Origin of the sequence: Salinibacterium sp. NSLL17, assembly GCF_015864935.1 — a bacterium.
Classification (GTDB): Bacteria; Actinomycetota; Actinomycetes; order Actinomycetales; family Microbacteriaceae; genus Rhodoglobus.
The window spans coordinates 1,478,393-1,498,976 of record NZ_JADYWH010000001.1 but is presented as its reverse complement, the minus strand read 5'-3'; the positions used below and the strand labels follow the sequence as shown (position 1 = coordinate 1,498,976).

18 protein-coding genes are annotated in these 20,584 nt (G+C 60.9%); 5 read left to right on the top strand and 13 right to left on the bottom strand.

Annotation, left to right across the window (positions count from 1 at the left end):
* Window position 1 precedes the first annotated feature (1 nt).
* The 7 genes from I6E51_RS07320 to dusB all read right to left on the bottom strand — a co-directional run bounded on the left by I6E51_RS07320 (window position 2) and on the right by dusB (window position 10,035).
* A complete protein-coding gene (locus I6E51_RS07320; protein ID WP_197109852.1) occupies window positions 2-1,681 on the bottom strand; it encodes an ABC transporter ATP-binding protein in 1,680 nt (559 codons plus the stop codon).
* The gene (locus I6E51_RS07315) at window positions 1,678-2,706 is read right to left on the bottom strand and encodes an ABC transporter permease (protein ID WP_197109851.1); all 1,029 of its coding nucleotides are present in this window, start codon (window positions 2,704-2,706) and stop codon (window positions 1,678-1,680) included. The genes I6E51_RS07320 and I6E51_RS07315 overlap by 4 nt, the downstream gene beginning before the upstream one ends.
* Window positions 2,707-2,708: 2 nt before the next feature.
* Complete coding sequence (locus tag I6E51_RS07310) at window positions 2,709-3,803, bottom strand: ABC transporter permease (protein WP_197109850.1); 1,095 nt, start codon at window positions 3,801-3,803, stop codon at window positions 2,709-2,711.
* A 108-nt stretch (window positions 3,804-3,911) separates the two neighbouring features.
* Entirely contained in the window at window positions 3,912-5,534 is a 1,623-nt protein-coding gene (locus I6E51_RS07305) for an ABC transporter substrate-binding protein (RefSeq protein ID WP_197105806.1), read from the bottom strand.
* Window positions 5,535-5,694: 160 nt separating this feature from the next.
* Complete coding sequence (gene dnaG, locus I6E51_RS07300) at window positions 5,695-7,602, bottom strand: DNA primase (protein WP_197109849.1); 1,908 nt, start codon at window positions 7,600-7,602, stop codon at window positions 5,695-5,697.
* 32 nt (window positions 7,603-7,634) lie between these two features.
* Window positions 7,635-8,879 (bottom strand): deoxyguanosinetriphosphate triphosphohydrolase, encoded by a 1,245-nt coding sequence (locus I6E51_RS07295; RefSeq protein WP_197109848.1) that lies wholly within the window; start codon window positions 8,877-8,879, stop codon window positions 7,635-7,637.
* Complete coding sequence (dusB, locus tag I6E51_RS07290) at window positions 8,869-10,035, bottom strand: tRNA dihydrouridine synthase DusB (RefSeq protein ID WP_197109847.1); 1,167 nt, start codon at window positions 10,033-10,035, stop codon at window positions 8,869-8,871. The genes I6E51_RS07295 and dusB overlap by 11 nt, the downstream gene beginning before the upstream one ends.
* 57 nt (window positions 10,036-10,092) lie before the next feature.
* On the opposite strand from dusB, the gene I6E51_RS07285 reads away from it, so the two are divergent.
* The 5 genes from I6E51_RS07285 (at window position 10,093) to I6E51_RS14535 (ending at window position 15,729) form a co-directional block, all read left to right on the top strand.
* Complete coding sequence (locus tag I6E51_RS07285; RefSeq protein ID WP_197109846.1) at window positions 10,093-10,572, top strand: aminoacyl-tRNA deacylase; 480 nt, start codon at window positions 10,093-10,095, stop codon at window positions 10,570-10,572.
* The gene (locus I6E51_RS07280; protein WP_197105811.1) at window positions 10,572-11,012 is read left to right on the top strand and encodes a hypothetical protein; all 441 of its coding nucleotides are present in this window, start codon (window positions 10,572-10,574) and stop codon (window positions 11,010-11,012) included. The genes I6E51_RS07285 and I6E51_RS07280 overlap by 1 nt, the downstream gene beginning before the upstream one ends.
* A gap of 289 nt (window positions 11,013-11,301) precedes the next feature.
* A complete protein-coding gene (locus I6E51_RS07275; RefSeq protein WP_197109845.1) occupies window positions 11,302-12,972 on the top strand; it encodes a glycosyltransferase in 1,671 nt (556 codons plus the stop codon).
* Window positions 12,969-13,703, top strand: a complete 735-nt coding sequence (locus I6E51_RS07270) for a biotin/lipoyl-binding protein (RefSeq protein WP_197109844.1) — start codon at window positions 12,969-12,971, stop codon at window positions 13,701-13,703. Before I6E51_RS07275 ends, I6E51_RS07270 begins: the two co-directional genes overlap by 4 nt.
* Before the next feature lie 4 nt (window positions 13,704-13,707).
* The gene (locus I6E51_RS14535; RefSeq protein ID WP_197218696.1) at window positions 13,708-15,729 is read left to right on the top strand and encodes a glycosyl hydrolase; all 2,022 of its coding nucleotides are present in this window, start codon (window positions 13,708-13,710) and stop codon (window positions 15,727-15,729) included.
* A gap of 65 nt (window positions 15,730-15,794) precedes the next feature.
* On the opposite strand, the gene I6E51_RS07260 is transcribed toward I6E51_RS14535, so the two are convergent.
* The 6 genes from I6E51_RS07260 to I6E51_RS07235 all read right to left on the bottom strand — a co-directional run bounded on the left by I6E51_RS07260 (window position 15,795) and on the right by I6E51_RS07235 (window position 20,538).
* Window positions 15,795-15,950, bottom strand: a complete 156-nt coding sequence (locus tag I6E51_RS07260; RefSeq protein ID WP_197109842.1) for a hypothetical protein — start codon at window positions 15,948-15,950, stop codon at window positions 15,795-15,797.
* Between the two features lie 3 nt (window positions 15,951-15,953).
* On the bottom strand, window positions 15,954-16,601 hold the full coding sequence (locus I6E51_RS07255; protein ID WP_197105813.1) for a DsbA family protein: 648 nt from the start codon (window positions 16,599-16,601) through the stop codon (window positions 15,954-15,956).
* A gap of 94 nt (window positions 16,602-16,695) precedes the next feature.
* A complete protein-coding gene (locus I6E51_RS07250) occupies window positions 16,696-17,295 on the bottom strand; it encodes a hypothetical protein (RefSeq protein WP_197109841.1) in 600 nt (199 codons plus the stop codon).
* 63 nt (window positions 17,296-17,358) lie between these two features.
* Entirely contained in the window at window positions 17,359-17,718 is a 360-nt protein-coding gene (locus I6E51_RS07245) for a type IV toxin-antitoxin system AbiEi family antitoxin domain-containing protein (RefSeq protein ID WP_197109840.1), read from the bottom strand.
* A 332-nt stretch (window positions 17,719-18,050) separates the two neighbouring features.
* Window positions 18,051-19,436 (bottom strand): glycine--tRNA ligase, encoded by a 1,386-nt coding sequence (locus I6E51_RS07240; protein WP_197105815.1) that lies wholly within the window; start codon window positions 19,434-19,436, stop codon window positions 18,051-18,053.
* A gap of 55 nt (window positions 19,437-19,491) precedes the next feature.
* Window positions 19,492-20,538: an aminotransferase class V-fold PLP-dependent enzyme gene (locus I6E51_RS07235; RefSeq protein WP_197109839.1), complete on the bottom strand. Its 1,047-nt coding sequence runs from the start codon at window positions 20,536-20,538 to the stop codon at window positions 19,492-19,494.
* Window positions 20,539-20,584 lie beyond the last annotated feature (46 nt).

The window sequence follows — 20,584 nt, the reverse complement described above, 5'->3', positions numbered from 1 at the left end:
CTCAATAATCTACGGCAGTCAGCGCCCTCAGTGCTTCGCGGCGCTCGGTCTGCTCGCGAGGATCCGGCACGGGCAGCGACGCCAACAGTCGTTGAGTGTACGGATGCTGCGGATTGCCGAGCACCTCAGACCCCACGCCTTCCTCGACCAGCTGCCCCTTGTAGAGCACCGCAATGCGATCGGAGAGCATGTCGACAACCGCAAGATCGTGACTAATGAACAGAGCGGCGAATCCGAGATCTCGTTGAAGATCAGCGAACAACTCAAGCACTTTCGCTTGAACCGACACGTCAAGCGCACTCGTCGGTTCGTCGGCGATCAGCAGCCGAGGCCGCAGCGCGAGTGAACGCGCGAGGCTGGCGCGCTGGCGCTGTCCACCGCTCAGCTCATGCGGGAAACGGTCGCCGAAAGCGCGCGGCAACTGAACAGCCTCGAGAAGCTCGTCAACCCGCCCGCGCGCATCATTCGGGTCTTCGGCCTTACCGTGCACGATCAGCGGCTCAGCAACGCACTGAGCGATCGTGAGCAGCGGGTTGAAGCTGGAGGCAGGGTCTTGGAAGACAAACCCGATGTCGCTGCGCAGCGGCCGGAACTGACGTTCCTTGAAGCCCAGCATCTCGTGGCCGAGAACAGACAACGAACCACCGGTGATCTTGTTGAGCCCACCAATGGCACGACCGATCGTGGTCTTGCCCGAACCGCTCTCGCCGACTAGTCCAAGCACCTCACCGGGTGAGATCGTGAAACTCACGCGATCAACGGCACGGAACGGTGCGCGACCGAAACGGCCAGGGAATTCGATCTCAAGGTTTGCAGCAATGACGACAGGTTCGACATCCTTTTCGCCGCCAGCGGCCACACGATCAGACACGCGTGCCGCTGCCCGCGAAGCACCAGAACCAATACGCGGAACGGCTGCAAGCAACTTCTGCGTGTAGGGGTGCTTGGCAGAATCGAACAACTGTTGGGCCGGGGCTTCCTCGACGAGCTTGCCCTCATACATCACGGCAACCCGATCGGAGAGATCGGCGACGATGCCCATGTTGTGAGTGATCAGGATGATCGCGGCGCCAAACTCGTCACGGCACCGGCGCAGCAGATCGAGGATTTCTGCCTGCACCGTGACGTCCAGAGCGGTTGTTGGCTCATCGGCCACGATCAGCTCTGGCTCAAGCACGAGCGCCATGGCGATGACGACACGCTGTTTTTGCCCACCCGAGAACTGGTGCGGGTAATAATCGACCCGCGATTCCGGCTCCGGAATGCCCACCTTGCGCAGGATCTCGATCGCTTTCGTGCGCGCCGCGCGCTTGCTCACATTGCCGTGGGCGCGAAGCCCCTCCGCGATCTGCCAGCCGACCGTGAAAACCGGATTGAGCGCTGTGGACGGCTCTTGGAAGACCATCGCGACGTCCACGCCGCGAAGCTCACGCAAACGCTTGCCGGACATGCCAATAACTTCTTTACCATTGAGCACAATGGCACCGCGTGACACGGCAGTCTCGGGCAACAGCCCGAGAACAGACTTGGCCGTCACACTCTTGCCACTGCCACTCTCGCCGACGATCGCCAGAACCTCACCGGGGGCAAGGCTCAGCGATACGTCATCGACCGCTTTGACGTCTCCGCCATCGGTCGCGAACGTTACTTCGAGATTCCTGATCTCAACAATGTTGCTCATGAGCGAGCCTCCAGCGGGTCAATAGAATTCGCATCGCCTTCAAGGTCGACCGTCGAGAGAGCGGCGGTTTCGAGAACCGGCGCCGACTGGTCGGCACGACGACGCGTGCGCAAGCGGGGGTCAGCGAGGTCATTGAGCGACTCCCCCACCAGAGTGATTCCGAGAACCACGAGAACGATCGCAAGCCCGGGGAACAGTGACGTCCACCAAATGCCGCTCGTGACATCCGAAATCGACTTGTTGAGGTCGTAACCCCACTCAGCCGCAGCGGATGGCTCAATACCGAAGCCGAGGAAGCCAAGACCCGCGAGAGTCAGGATGGCCTCCGAGCTGTTGAGCGTGAAGATCAAGGGCAGGGTGCGCGTTGCATTGCGGAACACGTGGCGGAACATGATCCGCGGCGTGCTCGAGCCGATGACCTTCGCCGATTCGACGTAGGCCTCCGACTTGATTCGCACCGTTTCAGCACGGATGACGCGGAAATACTGCGGGATATAGACCACAGTGATCGATACCGCCGCCGCAAACACACCACCCCAGAAACTCGACTGGCCACCGCTAATCGCAATGGCCGCAACGATCGCGAGCAGGAGGGTCGGGAACGCATACACCGCGTCGGAGATAACCACGAGAACGCGGTCGATCCAGCTGCCGAGGTAACCCGAGACCAGACCGAGAAGTACTCCGGCGAAGATCGACAGTGCAACGGCTACGACGATCACGAGCAGCGCGGTACGCGAACCCCAAATCACTCGCGAGAGCACATCGTAGCCACCGACGGTGGTACCCAAAATGTGCTGGCCACCCGGAGGAACCTGTGCGCCAAAGGAACCTTCGTCGTCGCGCAATTGCGAGAAACCGTAGGGAGCAAGCAGCGGAGCAAAGAGCGCCGTCAGCAAGAAGATGCCCGTCAAGATGAGCCCGGCAACAAGCATGCCGCGCTGGAGCCCTACCGACTGGCGGACCTGATGAACAATAGGCAGTTTGCGCCACACAGCCACAAATCGTGAGGGTGTCGTTGTCATGATTAGTACCTCACCCTCGGGTCGATAATCGCCGCAATGATGTCGACGATGAAGTTGGTCAGTGCCACGATCACAGCGAGCAACACCACGATGCCCTGCACGGCTACAAAGTCACGAGCACCCAGATACTCGACGAGCTTGAAGCCGAGGCCCTTCCACTCGAAGGTGGTTTCAGTCAGCACCGCGCCTCCCAACAGGAGTGCGATCTGCAAGCCGATCACCGTGATGATCGGAATAAGCGCGGGCTTGTAGGCGTGCTTGCGCACGAGACGGTATTCGCTCACGCCACGAGAGCGCGCAGCATCCACGTAGTCCATCGATAGCGAACCGATGACATTGGTGCGCACGAGCCGCAAGAAGATGCCGGCCGTGAGGAGACCGAGCGCAAGACCAGGCAGCACGGCGTGCGAAAGCACATCACCGATTGCTGCCGGGCTACCGAGCCGGAACGCGTCAATCAGATAGATGCCCGACTTGTTGTCGAGCGACGTCAGTTGCAACTCTGTGCGAGTGGATGCTCGGCCTGCCACCGGCAGCACCTTCAGCCACACCGCAAACACGAGCTTGAGAAGCAGCCCCGCAAAGAAGACCGGAGTTGCGTAGGCGAGGATCGCTGCCACACGCAGCACGGCATCCGGCCACTTGTCTCGGAAGTATGCCGCGACCATACCGAGCGGAATGCCGACGACCAGTGCCACCAGAACCGCGTAGAACGCGAGTTCGAGCGTTGCACTGCCGTAGGTCACGAGCAACTCGGAGACGGGACGACCATCGGTGATGGCGGTGCCGAAGTTGCCGGTGAAGACCTGCCCGAGGTACTCGAAATATTGCACCACGAGCGGGCGGTCGTAGCCTGCGGCACTAATACGTTCAGCGAGCTGAGCTGCCGTCAGACGGTCACCTAGGGCAGCCGTGATGGGATCACCGATCGAGCGCATCAACAAGAACACCATCGTCACGAGGATGAACACGGTCGGGAAAATCAGAAGAAAACGGACTATAAGAAAACGAGCGAGAGGATTTGTGATCCCCCGAAAACGCCGGGTGGGCGGTTCTGACTGTGCCGGATTGATCACGGCGGGAGCGGACTGCGACATACCTACCTATCGTGCAGAGAACGAAGACGAGGAGGTGACCCACATTGTGTGTGGGCCACCCCCTTGAGTCATTTCGCTAGGCCAAGGCCTAACTAGAGCGAATTGCTCCTACTTGGCCAAGCTGCCGTAGCGGAACTTGAACGAACCGTCGAGCGTAGCTCCGGTAACGTCCTTGCCCGTAACGGCGATCTGTGCTCCCTGAAGGAACGGCACGGTCGACAGCTGAGCTGCAACCTTCGCCTGAATGTCCTCGATCATTCCCTCACGCGTGGCGGGGTCGAGTTCGGTTGCCTGAGCAACGATCAGATCGTTGACTTCGGCATCCGCGTAGTGGTTTCCGAGGAAGTTACCATCACCGAAGAACGGGGTGAGGTAGTTGTCAGCGTCGGAGTAGTCCGGGAACCAACCCAGCTGGTAAGCCGGGTAAGCATCGGCCGTACGCTCACTCGCGTACGTGACCCACTCGGTCGACTGCAGGTTGACTTCGAAGACTCCGTCAGCCTCAAGCTGGCTCTTAACCAACGCGTACTCGTCACCCGAAGACTCACCGTAGTGGTCAGGGTTGTACTGGAGGTTGAGCTTCACTGGAGTGTCAACACCAGCATCAGCAAGACGCTTCTGAGCTGCTTCAACGCTCGGTCCACCGTCGCCGTCGCCGTAGAGGTCCTTGAGAACCTCGGTAGCGCCCGTCAGTCCGTCCGGAACGTAGGAGTACAACGGCAGGTAGGTGCCCTTGTAAACCTGGTCAGAGATTTCCTGGCGGTCGATGAGGTCAGCAACAGCACCACGAACAGCGAGCGACTTCGCGGCGTCAGCCTCGGGAGTCTTCGCGCCGTACGGCTGCGTGTCGAAGTTGAAGACGATGTAGCGGATTTCGCCACCGGGGCCAACGATGACGTTGACATTGTCGTTGCCCTCGAGGTCGGCGACGTCGGTTGCAGACAGGCTGCGGTGTGCGACGTCAATGTTGCCCTCTTGAACATCGAGCTTCAGGTTCGAAGCATCGGTGTAGTACTTCAGCGTGATGCTGTCGGTCGCTGCAGCGCCAAGAACACCCTGGTAGTCAGGGTTGGCCGTGAACGACACGATGTTGTTGAAGTCGTAGCTTTCGATGACGTACTGGCCAGCGAACGCCATACCATCAACGATTTCCTCGTCGGGGGTGACTGCGTCAGCCGAGAAAACTTCCTCGTCAACAATCGGGGCGGCCGGGCTCGACAGGATCTGCGCGAACGTCTGGTCGTTTCCGTTCTTCAAGTGGAAGACAACGGTGGTGTCATCGACGGCTTCAACGCTGTCGATGTTGCCCAAGAGCACGGAAGGACCGTTCTCGTCGTTAATCGCAACCTGACGGTCAAAGCTGAACTTTACGTCTGAGGACGTGAGGTCGTTGCCGTTGGCAAACGTGAGGCCCGACTTGAGCACTACGGTGTACTCGTCGTCGCTCGTGTACTCCGCGGACTCTGCAATGTCAGGTTCAACATCGGAGGTGCCCAGCGGCGAGTTGAGCAAGAACGGGAACACCTGATTCATCAGGGCGAAAGAACCGTTGTCGTACGAACCAGCCGGGTCGAGGAACGTGACTTTGTCAGTCGTGCCCACGATAAGCGACTCGGAACCGCCACCGCTGGAGTCTCCTCCAGCTTGGCAACCGGTCAAAGCAAGCGCGAACGCTGCTGAGCCGGCAATGACAGCAAGGACTCGCTTGCTGCTCTTGGATGCGGATGTCATATCCGTCTACCTCTTCCTGTTGCGTGCAGAACATGCGACGGCGCGTTTGTAGGCACCGCGCATCGTAGTTCCTCAGTAGTAACACACGAGGAACCTTCGAGACTAGATCGTTTACCCGCGAAAGGGGGATATTTACACGAACGCAACCAAAGAGCAGCAGCTAGGACTCTTCGCGCAGCGCACGACGCTCCGCTTCGATCCGCATGAGGTCACGCTGAGTCTGCACATAGCGCTCCGGATCGCTCTCGCGATCCATGCGCTGGAGTACCCCCAGAAGTTCACGCTTTTGCCTCAAGAAATCACGCTCAATCAGGTCAGTCGTCACCTGAACGCAATACACCGGGATTCGTTCCTCACGCTCCGGAATCGGCGCCACACTCAGCTGCTTCACGAACGTGGAGAACGACGACGGCACCTCATCGGCGATCGCCGACGCCCACCCTGGATCGAGCGCTCGGTCGGCGAGAGAGGCGATTGCATCGCGAACCACAGCAAGCGATGGCTCAGCGATGGAGATCTGGGTCAGTTTGCCAATCAGCTCGGCACCCACAACATCCGGATGCTGCAGCACCGCCATGAGAGCGTCTCGCTCAAGGCGAGTAATGGCATCGACGCGCAAGTTCATGATGGACGGCCCCGGTTGCGCAGGGGCCTCCCCAAAGCCCACAGGCGGAGCCTGCGACGACGATGCGGACTGTGACTGCTGCGGTGCCTTCGAGGGCCCAGACGGTGCAACGTGACGCTTCGCTTCGGTGACAGCAGCCTGAACCTCAGTGGGCTCCATGCCGAGCCAGCCCGCAACACTGCGGACGTAGCCAATACCGAGCGCCGAGTCACGAATACCGGCAACCACCGGAGCCGCAGCGCGCAAGGCAGCAACGCGACCCTCGACCGTTTCGAGATCGTGCACCGCCAACTCGCGACGAATCTTGAACTCAAACATGGGCTTGCGCGTTGTGACGAGACGACGCACCGCGCCGTCACCCTTCTTGAGTCGCAAATCGCACGGGTCGAGACCGTCGGATGCGACCGCAACGAAGGTCTGCGCTGCAAAGCGGTGTTCCTCGGCAAACGCACGGTTTGCGGCCTTCTGGCCCGCCTCATCCGGGTCGAAGGTGAAGATCACTTCGCCAGTGGCGGTGGTATCTGCGTTGTCATAGTCGCCGATCATGCGACGAACAATCTTGATGTGGTCGACGCCAAACGCGGTTCCACAGGTAGCGACAGCGGTCGTGACGCCGGCAAGGTGGCAGGCCATGACATCCGTATAGCCCTCGACAACGACGATCTGCTTGCCGCGCGAAATATCTTTCTTGGCCAGATCGAGCCCGTAGAGCACTTGGCTCTTGTGATAAACCGGCGTCTCGGGAGTGTTCAGGTACTTAGGGCCTTTGTCGTCGTCCAGTAGACGGCGGGCACCGAAACCCAGCGTCTGACCCGTGACATCGCGGATCGGCCACACCAGTCGGCCGCGGAAACGATCGTAATAGTCGCCTCGCTCCCCCTTGCCGATGAGGCCGGCCACGACCAGCTCTTCCGACGAAAAGCCGAGGGTGTTGAGGTGCTTCATGAGCACGCCACCGCGCGGCGCGAAACCGATACCGAAGCGCTCTGCGGCCGACTGATCGAAACCGCGCTCGCCCAGAAAACTGCGGCCAGGAGCCGCTTCGGGGGTTGCAAGCTGCGCAACAAAGAAATCGGATGCCGCCTGATTGGCGGCCAAAATGCGAGCGCGATTGCCGTGATCGGTCGCCGCGCCGCCATCCTCATAGTGAAGCTCGTAGCCGAGGCGCCCAGCCAAGCGCTCGACGGCCTCGGAGAAGGACACGTGATCCATGCGCTGCAGGAAGGTGTAAACGTCGCCGCCTTCACCGCATCCGAAGCAGTGATAGAAACCGACCTGGGGTCGCACATGGAAGCTGGGGCTGCGCTCTTCGTGGAAGGGGCAGAGGCCCTTCATCGAGCCAGAACCAGCGCTCTTGAGCGTGACGTAGTCGCCCACAATGTCGGCGAGGTTCGTGCGCGAACGCACCTCGTCGATATCACTTCGTTTGATCAGGCCAGCCACAACCGCAATTCTAGGCTCACCGGGATGTGACTCTAGCCAACCAGACGTGTATGCCACGCAATCGCGGACTGATCAGTGAGGCTAGCCACCTGATCTACTACTGCCCGCTTGCGCTGGTGATCGTTCTCAGCGGAATTCCAATCGGCGGTGAAGCCGGAATCGAGGTTCACCGGAGCCGTCCACAGCAGAACATCGGCCAGCTCAGTGAGCACATCCCGCTGCTGTTGATAAATCGGACGACGCGCATTCGTTGACATCACAAACGCGGCGACGATGCCCTTGAGCACCGCAATCTCTGCCTGAATTTCAGCCGGGATCACGAGGCTGCCGCCGAAGCGAGCGAGTGCATCAGTGGGGTGAGCTTCGCGTGTGGCCTGAACAGCGGCCCCGGCGAAGCGGCCAATGAGCTGACTCGTGAGGTTCTTGAGGCGACCGTGGGCGGCACGGGATCCATCCCACTGATCGAGCCACGGGTCGAGAAGATCGAGACGGTCGAACGCGGCGATGAGTTCGTCGTGCGTGAACTCGCCGCCGATCCACTCAAACATCGACTTCACAAGGTCGTCGTGGTTGACGCGGGCGCCGAGCGCGGTGACATCAATAAAGTCACCGACGATGGCGTCTTCGAAATCGTGCACCGAGTAGGCGATGTCGTCAGAGAGATCCATCACTTGGGCTTCGATACACCGCTGGCGGTCGGGAGCACCAGCGCGAAGCCACTCGAACGCGGCCGTGTCATCGTCGAAAAAACCATACTTGCTGCGACCGCTCGGGTCGGGAATTCCCTGAGCGCTCGGCCACGGGTACTTCGTGCTCGCGTCCAAGCTGGCGCGCGTGAGATTGAGGCCGTAGCTCTTGCCATCTGGGCCAAACACCTTGGGCTCGATGCGTGTCAGCAGACGAAGCGTCTGAGCATTGCCCTCGAAACCGCCGATGTCGGCTGCCCACTCATTGAGCGCCCGCTCGCCATTGTGACCAAAGGGCGGATGCCCGAGGTCGTGCGAGAGGCAGGCAGTGTCAACAACGTCGGGGTCGAGGCCCAGACTGTCAGCGAGCTCGCGGCCCACCTGAGCGACCTCGAGCGAATGAGTGAGGCGATTGCGGGCAAAATCGGTGCCCATCGTGGGGCTCAAGACTTGAGTCTTGGCGGCTAGGCGGCGCAGCGCACTCGAGTGAAGCACCCGCGCACGGTCGCGCGCAAAATCGCTCCGACGACTCGAGTGCTGCTCGGGAAACCAACGCTCGGCGTCAGTCTCGGTGTAGCCCTTAGCCGCCACTGGTGCTCAATTCTGCTTGGTTGAGTTCGCTTCGGTGAGTCTCGTGCAGTTCACGGCTATCGAGCCAGCCCTGCGGAAGCGATGGCTTCTTGGGAGTGCCCGCGCGACCGCGTTGGCCCTCAGCGTCAGCACCAGGGTACTGCTGGCTCCAGTTGAGCTGAGCCAACAGTTCGTCGAGCTGAGCCAGGTCGTGCACCGTCGCCATTGCCGCACGCAACTCTCCGCCGACCGCATAGCCCTTGAAGTACCAGGCAACATGCTTGCGGATGTCGCGGCACGCACGATCTTCATCGCCGAAGAATTCCACCAGCAGTTCGGCATGACGCTTAAACGCAATGGCGACTTCGCCGAGTGTTGGCTCTGCCTTGAGGGACTCTCCCCGGAAGGCGGCAGCGAGGTCACCGAACAGCCAGGGACGACCGAGGCAACCGCGACCGACAACGACTCCGTCGCATCCGGTCTCGTCGACCATACGGAGAGCGTCGGCAGCACTCCAAATGTCGCCATTACCGAGAATCGGGGTATCGGTGATGGTGTTCTTGAGCTTTTCGATCGCCGACCAGTCTGCGTGCCCCGAGTAGAACTCCGCAGCAGTGCGGGCGTGCAACGCGATGCTGGCCACGCCGGCGCCGGCGCCAACGCGAGCAGCCTCAAGGTAAGTCAAATGATCTGAATCGATGCCCTTGCGCATCTTGATCGTCAGCGGAACGTCGCCGGCAGCCTTCACCGCGCCCTCGACGATGTCGCGGAACAAATCGATCTTCCACGGAAGCGCCGCTCCCCCACCCTTGCGAGTGACCTTAGGAACGGGGCATCCGAAATTCAAGTCAATGTGGTCAGCACGATCCTCGGCAACCAACATCGTGACCGCTTCTCTCACCGTCTTCGGGTCAACACCATAAAGCTGGATGCTGCGCGTCGTCTCCGACTCATGGTGCGTAATCAGGCGCATGCTCTCGGGCGTGCGCTCCACCAGCGCACGGCTCGTGATCATTTCGCTGACATACAGACCAGCGCCATACTCGCGGCAGAGACGGCGAAAAGCGGTGTTGGTGATGCCTGCCATGGGCGCCAAAACGACAGGAACATCAAGGTCGAGGTTCCCGATTGAGAGCTGTGGCGCGACACGCGGGTCGGCAGGGGCAAGAATAGTCACGTAGCAATTGTCCCACGGCGCGCCTGAACCAGCGCCGCACATACCGGGAGGCCCCGAATGACGGCAGGAACTGACCGCGTCCGCGACGACGCCGAGCGCCGCGGCATCCCGATCGAGATCGTCGAACGCGCACCAGCGACCTCCCTCGAACACGCCGCCGAGTTACTCGGAATCACCCCGGCCGAGATCGTGAAATCGCTCGTCGTCAAACGCAGCGACGGCAGCTACCTCTTCGCCCTCGTTCCCGGCGACCGGCAGATTTCGTGGCCAAAACTGCGCGCCGTCGTCGGCGTCAATAAGTTGCGGATGCCCGAAGCCTCCCTCGCGCTTGAGGCCACCGGATTTGCGCGCGGCACCATCACCCCGCTCGGCAGCAGCACCGCCTGGCCCGTGTTCGCCGACGAACGCATCGCCGGAAAGCGAGTATCGATGGGATCAGGAGACCACGACTACACCGCATGGGTTCACACGGATGACCTGATCACCGGCCTCGAGGCCACGGTCGCCGACATTACGAGCGAAACAGGAACTGACTAATGGCCATCGACGAGCATCCGAATGTCTTCCGCTTCGAAACCCGCCTCTGGGTGAGCGCGGCACCGCGCGAGGAAGCGCTCGAACAACTGCGCGCCCAACGCGCCTGGGACAAAGAAAACGCGAAACTTCAGCGCTGGTGGGTTGCCCTCAGCATCGGAGCAATCATTGGAGTTGGAGGAATCTTGGCGGTGGGAACCGCGTCGAACCTCGACCCGACCCTCTACCTGCTCCTCTTGCCGCTCGGCTTCGGAGGCGGTGCCATTCTTGGCGCTCTCATCAACAAACGCTTCAACGCGCCCGAAGCGCACCACGCTTCCCTGCCGGCGCGCCCGACCACTGTGCCGCTTACGCTCATTCCGTCACGAGTAGCTAAAGCCGCACCGGAACATGCCAGCGTTGCCGAAATCGTCGAATGGTCTAACCGCGGTTTCGTCGGTTAACGAGCATTTGTTACGAACAGAAGTCGGGAATGTGGCCAGTGTCTTAACTTGCTAGACCACCGTAGATTTCGATCCGTCACCCCCGCTAACGTAGGCCTCTAACCCGCATTACCCGCTTTTGCTCACTCTTCGGAGTCACGATCTACCCTGTCGCGACCCCTGCCTGCACGCACGCCAACGATGCCGCTGTGACCTTCCGTCGCGCTCGTTCTTTCGTGCGCCCGGCACCCTGTCATCGCTCAATCTGGCGTGCTGCGTCGTATTAAGACTTCTCCCGAAAGAAGCACAAATGACGACCCTAGCTACCCGCTTTGCCGCACCCCCGAGCGACCTCCCACCCGCGCTAACCGCGCCCCGCGTTGCTGAGCCGGTCAAGGCCGAATCACCATCGTTGGTGATTCTGGTGCTCATCGCGACCCTTGGCATCCTCGCCTACGCCGGGTTCTTGTTGAACCCGGCGAGCCGCGGTGATTGGTTGCCGTACACGCTCGTCATCCTCGCCGAGACAGTTCTGATCAGTCAGGCACTGCTGTCGATGTGGACAATCCTCTCCGCGTCGCAAGACCCGCGCGACTTCGCCTTTCACGATGCCAAAGCGAAGCTCTTTCGCGAACGCGACATTCTGCGCGACGGTCTAACCTCAACACCCTCGCGCTGGACGATGTACCTGCACAGCGCCGAAGCCACCGTCGACGTCTTCATCACAACGTACGGCGAACCGGTGAGCGTCATCCGCGAGACCGTTACTGCGGCGATGCGGATGCGCGGCTCCCACATCACGTGGGTGCTCGACGATGGCCACTCCGACGAGGTGCGCGAGCTCGCCCACGAGCTCGGAGCCCGCTACGTGCGTCGGCTAAGCTCTGGCGGCGCCAAGGCCGGCAACGTGAATCACGCACTCAGCCTCGCCAAGGGTCGCTTCTTCGCTATCTTTGACGCCGACTTCGTGCCCTCCCCCGAATTCCTCATTGAGACGGTGCCGTTTTTCTCTCGCGACGAGGTTGCCTTCGTGCAAACGCCGCAAACGTACGGCAACCTGCACAACGTGATCTCACGCGGCGCTGGCTATATGCAGTCCGTGTTCTATCGCTTCATTCAGCCCGGCCGAAACCGCTTCAATGCCGCGTTCTGTGTTGGCACCAACGTGATCTTCCGTCGTTCCGCCATCGACGATGTCGGTGGCATGTACACCGATTCCAAATCAGAGGATGTGTGGACCTCGCTGATGCTCCACGAGCGCGGCTGGCACACGATCTACATCCCGAACGCTCTCGCCGTCGGCCACGCGCCCGACACCGTCGAGTCCTACACGAAGCAGCAATTGCGTTGGGCGACCGGCGGCTTTGAGATTCTGTTCAAGCACAACCCGCTCACTCACAAGCGCAAACTCACGCTCGACCAGCGACTTCAGTACTTGGTCACTGCCTCGTTTTACCTCACGGGCATCTCACCACTACTCCTGATGATGGTTCCCGCGCTCGAGATCTATTTCGACCTGCGCCCCATGAACCTCTCGACCACGGTCGTGACCTGGATGCTCTACTACGCCGGTTTCTACGTCATCCAGATCGTGCTCGCGTTTTACACGATGGGCTCATTTCGCTGGGAGACCCTCATGCTGGCAACCGTGTCAGCGCCGATCTACCTCGCCGCTCTCATCAACGTGCTCACCGGTAAAGAGCAGTCGTGGAGCGCAACCGGCGACCGCACGAAAGTGTCATCACCGTTCAACTTCATGATTCCTCAAGTGTTGTTCTTCGTCTTCCTGCTACTGACTTCCGTCGTGGCCGTCTTTCGCGACATCGACAACGAAGTGTTGACCCTCGCCACGGCGTGGAACGTCACCAACACGTTCATCATGGGCAGTTTCGTTGTAGCCGCAGCGCGAGAGCATGTCTCGCTCGGTCGCACCCACCGCCTCGCCACCCGTGTACTGTCCACGAAGGGAGCCTCAGCATGACCTGGCGCAGCAACCTCAAACTCGTCTTCGGCCTAATCACAGTGCTCGCCCTCGTGCTGGTGTTGACGGTCATCTTCTCTCAACGACAAGCCCAGGTGGTGAGTGTTTCAGCCTCCATCGAAGCGGAACGTTATCCCGTCGGCATTGACTACGGCGGAACGCTCGTTGAGAGCTTCGTGACCGAGGTCGATCAACGCGTCAACGAAGGCGACGTGCTGTTCACTCTGCAAAGCCCCTCGCTGCAGGCGGACCTCGCAAAAGGACTGCTCAAACCTGAAACCGTCGCGTACACCGTGACCGAAGATGGCGAGATCACCCTCACCGCTGCAGTCTCCGGAACCGTGCGCGATGTTGCGACCAAGCCAGGTTCTTTCGTGCAAGCCGGGGAAGTTCTCGCCACGATCGAAAAAGCAGGATCACTGTGCGTCGTTGCTCAATACGAACTCACCGGACGCGACTACTCCCGTATTGGCGAACAAGCTCCCGTCGATCTGCTTCTCCCCAATGGAGCAAGCATCGCCGGAACCGTGTCCACAATTAATGTCCAGACGGTGAACGGACAGGCCGAAACGACAATTCGCGTTGAGAGCGACGCCCTTGCCGACGGCGCCTACAACGGGCTCGTCGAGCCAGGCACCCCCGTGAGCGCGACGCTGCAGCTGCGCGACGATGGCATGCTGGCGGGCGCTATCGATGGTGTCTCTGACTTCCTCCGCAAGATCGGCATGTAGCCGAGTGGCTCGGGACGTCCGGTTTTTCTTCGTGATGACGGTGGCGGCAGTGTTAACGGCGCTGACCGGATGCACGGCCGCGATGCCTGCGCCATCAGCACCCGAGTCGAGTACCGACACAATTTTTTCCGACAGCACCGTCGGCCCACTAATCGAAGCCCTCCCCACGCGTTCAGTTGCCACGCTCGGAAGCACACGACTCGCAGTCGGACTCATCCCGCCCACCAACCGCTGGTTCTCCGGGCTCGTCTTCGGAGAAGACTCGTTGCCCGTCTTCCCTCTGCCACTATCGTTTCAGCTAACCGGGGGTGGATTCGCGTTGGGAGTTCCCGCTGTGGTCAGCGCAGAGAATGTCATCGCCGGCGGCTTTACTCCGGCAGTTTCCGCCGACATCGGCGCTGACGACTACGTCGTGAGCGCGTACGACGAAGCGTCCGTCACCATCTCGCAGACGGCAGGCGGGAATGAAATCGGCACGACCGTGATCGCTGAAGGCTCTCCCTTTGTCAGCTTCACGGCATCCGAAGCAGTCGCGGTGACGCTCGGCCAGCCGCTGCGCGACGACGACGGCGCTTGGACAGCGGAGGTCAACGGCACACAGTACGGGCTCGTCAGCGACGGCGAGATGAATGCGGCGGGCAGCGAGTTGACTCTGGCCGCCGGCGACGCAGCAACGTGGTTCGCGGTGTCTGATGGCGGTGTTGTGGCCGACTTCATCCAGGCTGCAACACCCATCGTGAGCACGAGCATCCAGTACACGGTAGATGCTGCCGTGGCCTCGACCAGCATCCGCTACGAGACACGGGATTCTTCCCCCACGATCGTGGCCGCCATGCCCCATCAGGGGGCCGGGCTCGACTCGTCAGTCTCCTGCGATGCTGGATCCTGGCCGAGTATTTATGGCGAACTCGTCGCGTGCATGGCGACCGAACTCACTTGGACAGTCCCCACTATCGAGCCGGCTGGTGCCCTCGACCTCGCCAATCTCACAGAAGAGCACCGCGAAAGACTGCGGCAACAGCTGAACGTGGATGTTGCATCAACAGTGCCCGCGCCAGCAGACACCTATTACGGCGGCAAATGGCTCTACCGCCTGACCAACATGCTCGAAGTAGCCCGCCAGATCGGCGCGGATGACATTGCCGCCACCATCACGGAACAGCTTGTCAGCGCCCTGGATACCTGGACCGACCCCGAAGGCTGTGACGAGCGAACCGAACGCTGCTTCGTTTACGACGATCAGGCTCGCGGGCTCGTCGGCCTCGCAGCATCCTTCGGCTCTGACCAGTTCAACGACCACCACTTTCACTACGGCTACTTTCTCTACACCGCCGGAGTTCTCGCCGCCGCCGACCCCGCCCTCGTCGAGAAGTGGGCCCCCGTCATGAATCTGCTCGCTGCCGACATTGCGGCCCAAGGCGAGAACAGCTACTTTCCTGAGCGCCGGGTTTTTGACGCCTACGCCGGCCACTCGTGGGCCAGCGGAACGTCACCATTTGCCGATGGAAACAACCAAGAATCGAGTTCCGAAGCGGTCAGCGCCTGGAACGGCCTTGCCCTATGGGCTGCTGCCAGCGACCAAGCCGCGCTCGCTACCGAAGCCCGCTGGATGCTGTCAGCCGAAGCCCACTCGGCAAACGCGTACTGGACGAACTTCGATCGCACCGAAGCCGTGTACGACGGCTTCGACCACACCGTGGCTGCCCTCAACTGGGGCGGCAAACGGGACTACGCCACATGGTTCAGCGCCGAGCCGAGCGCAATGCTCGGCATCCTTGTGCTTCCCATGAGCCCCGTCTCGGGGTACCTTGCTGCCGACCCCGATCGGCTCCGTGCCAACATCGCCGAAGCTGCGCCCGATGGGTCAGACGTGCTCTTCGGCGACTATCTGCTCATGTACTCAGCACTGGCCGGAAAAGCGGATGCTGCAGCAGCGCTCGAAGAGAGCGACAACCTCAACGAAGATCGCATTGATGACGGCAATAGCCGCACATATTTGCTCGCCACGATCATGAGCGCGCTCTAGAGGAGCGAACTCAGAGACAGCGCCGTCGGCGGGTAAGGCGGCACTGGAAGTTGGTGAAAAACCTCTTAAACGAGGCCTTCGTCGATCTGGCGGTTAACGAGGGCTTGCGAGCGGTGATCATCGACGGCAATGCCACAAGCATCGCCCTCACACGCTACTGCGTTCGGGTCGCCGAGCTGCTGGAGGGCGAAGGTCGGGATTGGCTTCGTTGCGGCATCCATGGGTTAGACGTCTCTTTCGGTAAGTACTTGTGTGAGTACGTTAGCGAACGTTTCACTTTCTTGCGCGCCCGAAACCCCATACTTGCCATCAATCACGAAGAATGGCACCCCCTGGATGCCGTATTGCATGGCCTGTTCCATGTCAGCCTTCACCGCGGGGAGGTACTCGCTCGACTCAAGAACGCGCACCACTTCGTCGCGGTCGAAACCAATAGATGCCGCAATATCAGCGAGGTCTTCGATGCGGCCGACGTGCTCAGTCTTGATGAAATAGGCATCAAGAAGACGCTCTTTCATCTCAAGCTGGCGACCGTGAGCCTTCGCAAAGTGCAGAAGTTCGTGCGCCTTCACCGTGTTCGTCTGGTGGATGTGTTCGTAGTCATAGTCGAGCCCAACGCTCGATGCGATGTCGGTGACGCGCGTGAGCATCTCTTCGACCTGCGGCATCGGGAGCCCCTTGCGCTCGCTCAAGAACTGGATGGGGGTGCCCTCATACTCGACCGGGGTATCGGGAGCGAGTTCAAACGAGTGGTACACGATCTCGACGGGGATGCCCGACGTTTCTACGGCGGCTTCAAAGCGTCGCTTTCCGATGTAGCACCAGGGGCACTGAACATCAGACCAGATATCGACTTGTACGGGTTCGGTCACGGTTGCTGCTGCATTATTCACCTCAAGGTCAACGCGTTGCGCCCCAAGATATTCCCTCACGTGCGGGTTCTCTCTTGCGTTCCCCGCTGCTGGGTCATTGGGTTCGCGCTTTCTCCGCGTGTGCTGTCGGAAACTCAGGAGATCTGGGATCGTCGCCGCTAGGTCTCGCGGAATCTGGGCGTCTGACCGCGCAAGCCGTCAGATCTCCTGAATTTCCGACGTCAGCACGCGCATGCGAGGCGAGTACCGTCTCCAGCGCCGTCAGAAACAGCTCCCATTGCGTGAAAACCATTCTGGCGCTGACACTCATCGCGTGAAATCCCGCGATAGTGATCTCGATCGCCTTCAGATGATCCTCTTCGAAGGTGTGCGCATGAAACTGCTTGCCATTGATCTCAAGCCCGACGACACCGTTCACCACCAGATCAATCCGCTTGGGCCCCAGAGGAACTTGAATCTCGACGCGATGGCCCCGAAGCTGCAGCCGAACGCGCGCAAGACTCTCCGGCAAGCTCTCAGAACGCCCATCCACCCAGGACCGTATCCCGCGCTTGTACCGCGGCAGCATGAGAATCAACTGCTCACAATCGAACTCATCAATCCGCCCGGTATGCAGCGCCCAGTCCACTGCAGCAACCGCCGTCTCGAGGCTCTCGTCGACCACCACACGTCTGAGCGCCTCGAGAATACTCACGTGCCACGTCGTTCCCCGCTCGTGGACCGAGCGCGGATCCCAGTGCAACTGCACCCCGTTTCTTCAGCCCAGTGGGCGCCGCCGATTCCACTGGCTGCGCAATCGCGAGGCGTTCTTGGGCACTGACACCTGCAGCGGATGCTCCTTCACAACCCAGCCACCCCAGTCTGCAATCGCAGAGATACCGGTGAGGCGACCCCCTACTCGCGCGGCTCGAACGCGCAACTCTGTCTCCGCGCCCGTTGTGTACCAACCTTGACGTGCCCTGACGACCTCGCCGCGCTTGACTGCGCGGGTGAGATCACGGTCACGGGCTCCCCGCGCGACCAGCTGACGTTTCTGCGCAAGCCCACCAAGTTCATCAACTAGTTCGTGTACATCCACCATGACGACAGCATCACCGCGGTTATCGCCGCATGGCATGAGAGGCGGCGATCGGTTGACTATTGGGGTACGCGGGGCATGTTGATGACACGTCCCAGTTGGAAATTCAGGAGATCCGTCGGCGCCTCCGACAGGAGGCCCGGGATACCGCGGGCCTGACGCCAACAGAATCACGCGCGAACTCGAATCTCCTGAGTTTCCGACAGGAGTCCGCGGGATGAGAGCGGTTGGTCCGGCGGCACGTCGAGTTCCAGCGGAGACCACCACAGCGAGGGACCGCGCACACAGAAAAGCGGACCCGGAACTTGTCCGGGTCCGCTTGGTGCAGTGCGGGCTCTCGGCGACGGACGCCGAGAGCCTAACCGCGGGGCTTAGCAGCCGATGAGCTCCTGCGCGAGGTAGCCGCGCAGCTCTTCGATCGGCATGCGCTTCTGTTCCATCGTGTCGCGCTCACGGATCGTGACCGCGTTGTCGTCGAGCGAATCGAAGTCGATCGTGACGCAGAACGGGGTTCCGATTTCGTCTTGACGACGGTATCGACGACCGATCGCACCGGCGTCGTCGAAGTCGACGTTCCAGTACTTGCGCAGGTCAGCGGCAACGCCACGCGCCATCGGCGACAGGCGCTCGTTGCGCGACAGCGGCAGAACGGCAACCTTTACCGGCGAGAGGCGACGGTCGAGGCGCAGAACGGTGCGCTTGTCGACGCCACCCTTCGCGTTGGGCGCCTCGTCTTCGGCGTACGCATCAATGAGGAAGGCCATGAGGGCGCGGGTGAGTCCGAATGCGGGCTCGATCACGTACGGCGTCCAACGCTCGTCCTTGGCCTGGTCGAAGTACGACAGGTCAGAACCGGATGCCTCGGAGTGCGTGCGCAGGTCGAAGTCGGTGCGGTTAGCGATGCCCATGAGCTCGCCCCACTCGCTACCGGCGAAGCGGAAACGGTACTCAACATCCACTGTTCGCTTGGAGTAGTGCGAGAGCTTCTCTTGAGCGTGCTCGTAGAAGCGCAGGTTGTCGGGGTTGATGCCGAGGTCGGTGTACCACTTCATGGATTCGTCGATCCAGGTTTGGTGCCATTCTTCGTCGGTGCCGGGCTCGACGAAGAATTCCATCTCCATCTGTTCGAACTCACGCGTACGGAAAATGAAGTTTCCGGGCGTGATCTCGTTACGGAATGACTTTCCGACCTGGCCGATTCCGAAGGGCGGCTTCATACGAGCAGCACCCATGACGTTGGCGAAGTTGGTGAAGATACCCTGGGCGGTTTCGGGGCGCAGGTAGTGCATTCCCTCTTCGTTGTCGACGGGGCCAAGGTAGGTCTTGAGGAGCCCTGAGAAGTTCTGCGGTTCGGTCCACGATCCGGGCTGACCGGTGTCAGGGTCGCGGATGTCGGCAAGCCCGTTGACGGGAGGGTGACCGTGCTTCTCTTCGTAGGCTTCAAGAAGGTGGTCGGCGCGGTAACGCTTGTGGGTGTGCAGCGATTCGACGAGCGGGTCAGAGAAGACCTCGACGTGACCGGATGCTTCCCACACCTTGCGAGGCAGGATGACGGCCGAGTCGAGCCCGACGACGTCTTCGCGACCTTGAACGAAGGTCTGCCACCACTGCTTTTTGATGTTCTCTTTGAGGGCGGTTCCCAGCGGGCCATAGTCCCAGGCTGAGCGTGAACCACCGTAGATCTCTCCCGATTGGAAGACAAAACCTCGGCGCTTGGCGAGGTTGATAACGGCGTCGAGGGGGTTAGGCGTAGCCACAGAAACTCCAATAGTCTGCCGAGCTGGATGCACGGTCGGCGGACATCCAGTTTAGCTAGACACGCAGCGCAGCGATAACCGCCGCGACGTCTTCTTCGGTATTCCAGAGGTGGAATGCAGCGCGAAGACGGCCAGCGCGACCGGAGGCGGTGATGCCAGCGGCCGTCAGTTTGGCGAGGTCGGCACCCGATTCATCCGGCCACGTGACGATGGCCTGATTCTGGCGTTCGATTCCGAGCTCGTCGCACAGCAGGTTGGCGAGCCCCGTGCAGTGCTCCCAGACTTCGGCGATATCGAGGTCAGCAAACATGGCGATCGGATGCTCGGCACCGACCCAAGCCTGCCACGCGGGTGACACGTCGAACTGACGAGCATCCTTCGCAAGGTTCATCTCGGTGCCGTACACACTGGACCACACGTCTTCCCCCGCGTACCAGCCGGCTTGCACTGGCGTGATGTGCTCGGCGAAATCCTCGGAGATTGTGAGGAACGCGACGCCGCGAGGCGAACACAACCACTTGTAGGCGTGACACACGGTCGCATCGAATTGGCTGGCATCCACGGGGTAAACGCCGGCGGCCTGCGTGATGTCGCAGAGAGTGCGAGCTCCATGGCGGTTGGCAGCGGCCGTGATCGCCGCGACATCGGCGACCTTGCCGTTGCAGGATTGGATGAGCGAGAACGCGACGAGCGCGGTGCTGTCGGTGATGGCATCCGCCAGTTCGGCCAGAGGCACGGCGCGCACCTGAAGGTCGCGGTGCTGCAGGAACGGGAACACGATTGACGTGAAGTCGGATTCGACGACCAGCACTTCGGAACCTGCCGGCAGCGAGCAGGCAATGAGGGATGCCATGACTGAGGTTTGCGAACCAATCGCAACGCGACTGGTGTCGATGCCGACGAGGCGCGCGTAGTGACCACGAGTGCGTTCAACAATGTCGCCGTAGTTCATGGGGTTGCAGGTTGCGGTGGCCCACTGCCCGAGCTTCTCCTTCATCTCGGTGACGGCGGCACAGGTTGGGAGCCCCATAGTGGCAGCGGAAAGGTACCCGCGGGTGTTCGCGAAGCTGTCGATGGCGCTGGCCAGAGCTGGGGAGGTCATGCCACCATGTTCCCGCGCCCGGATATATGCCACAAGAGCATGATTG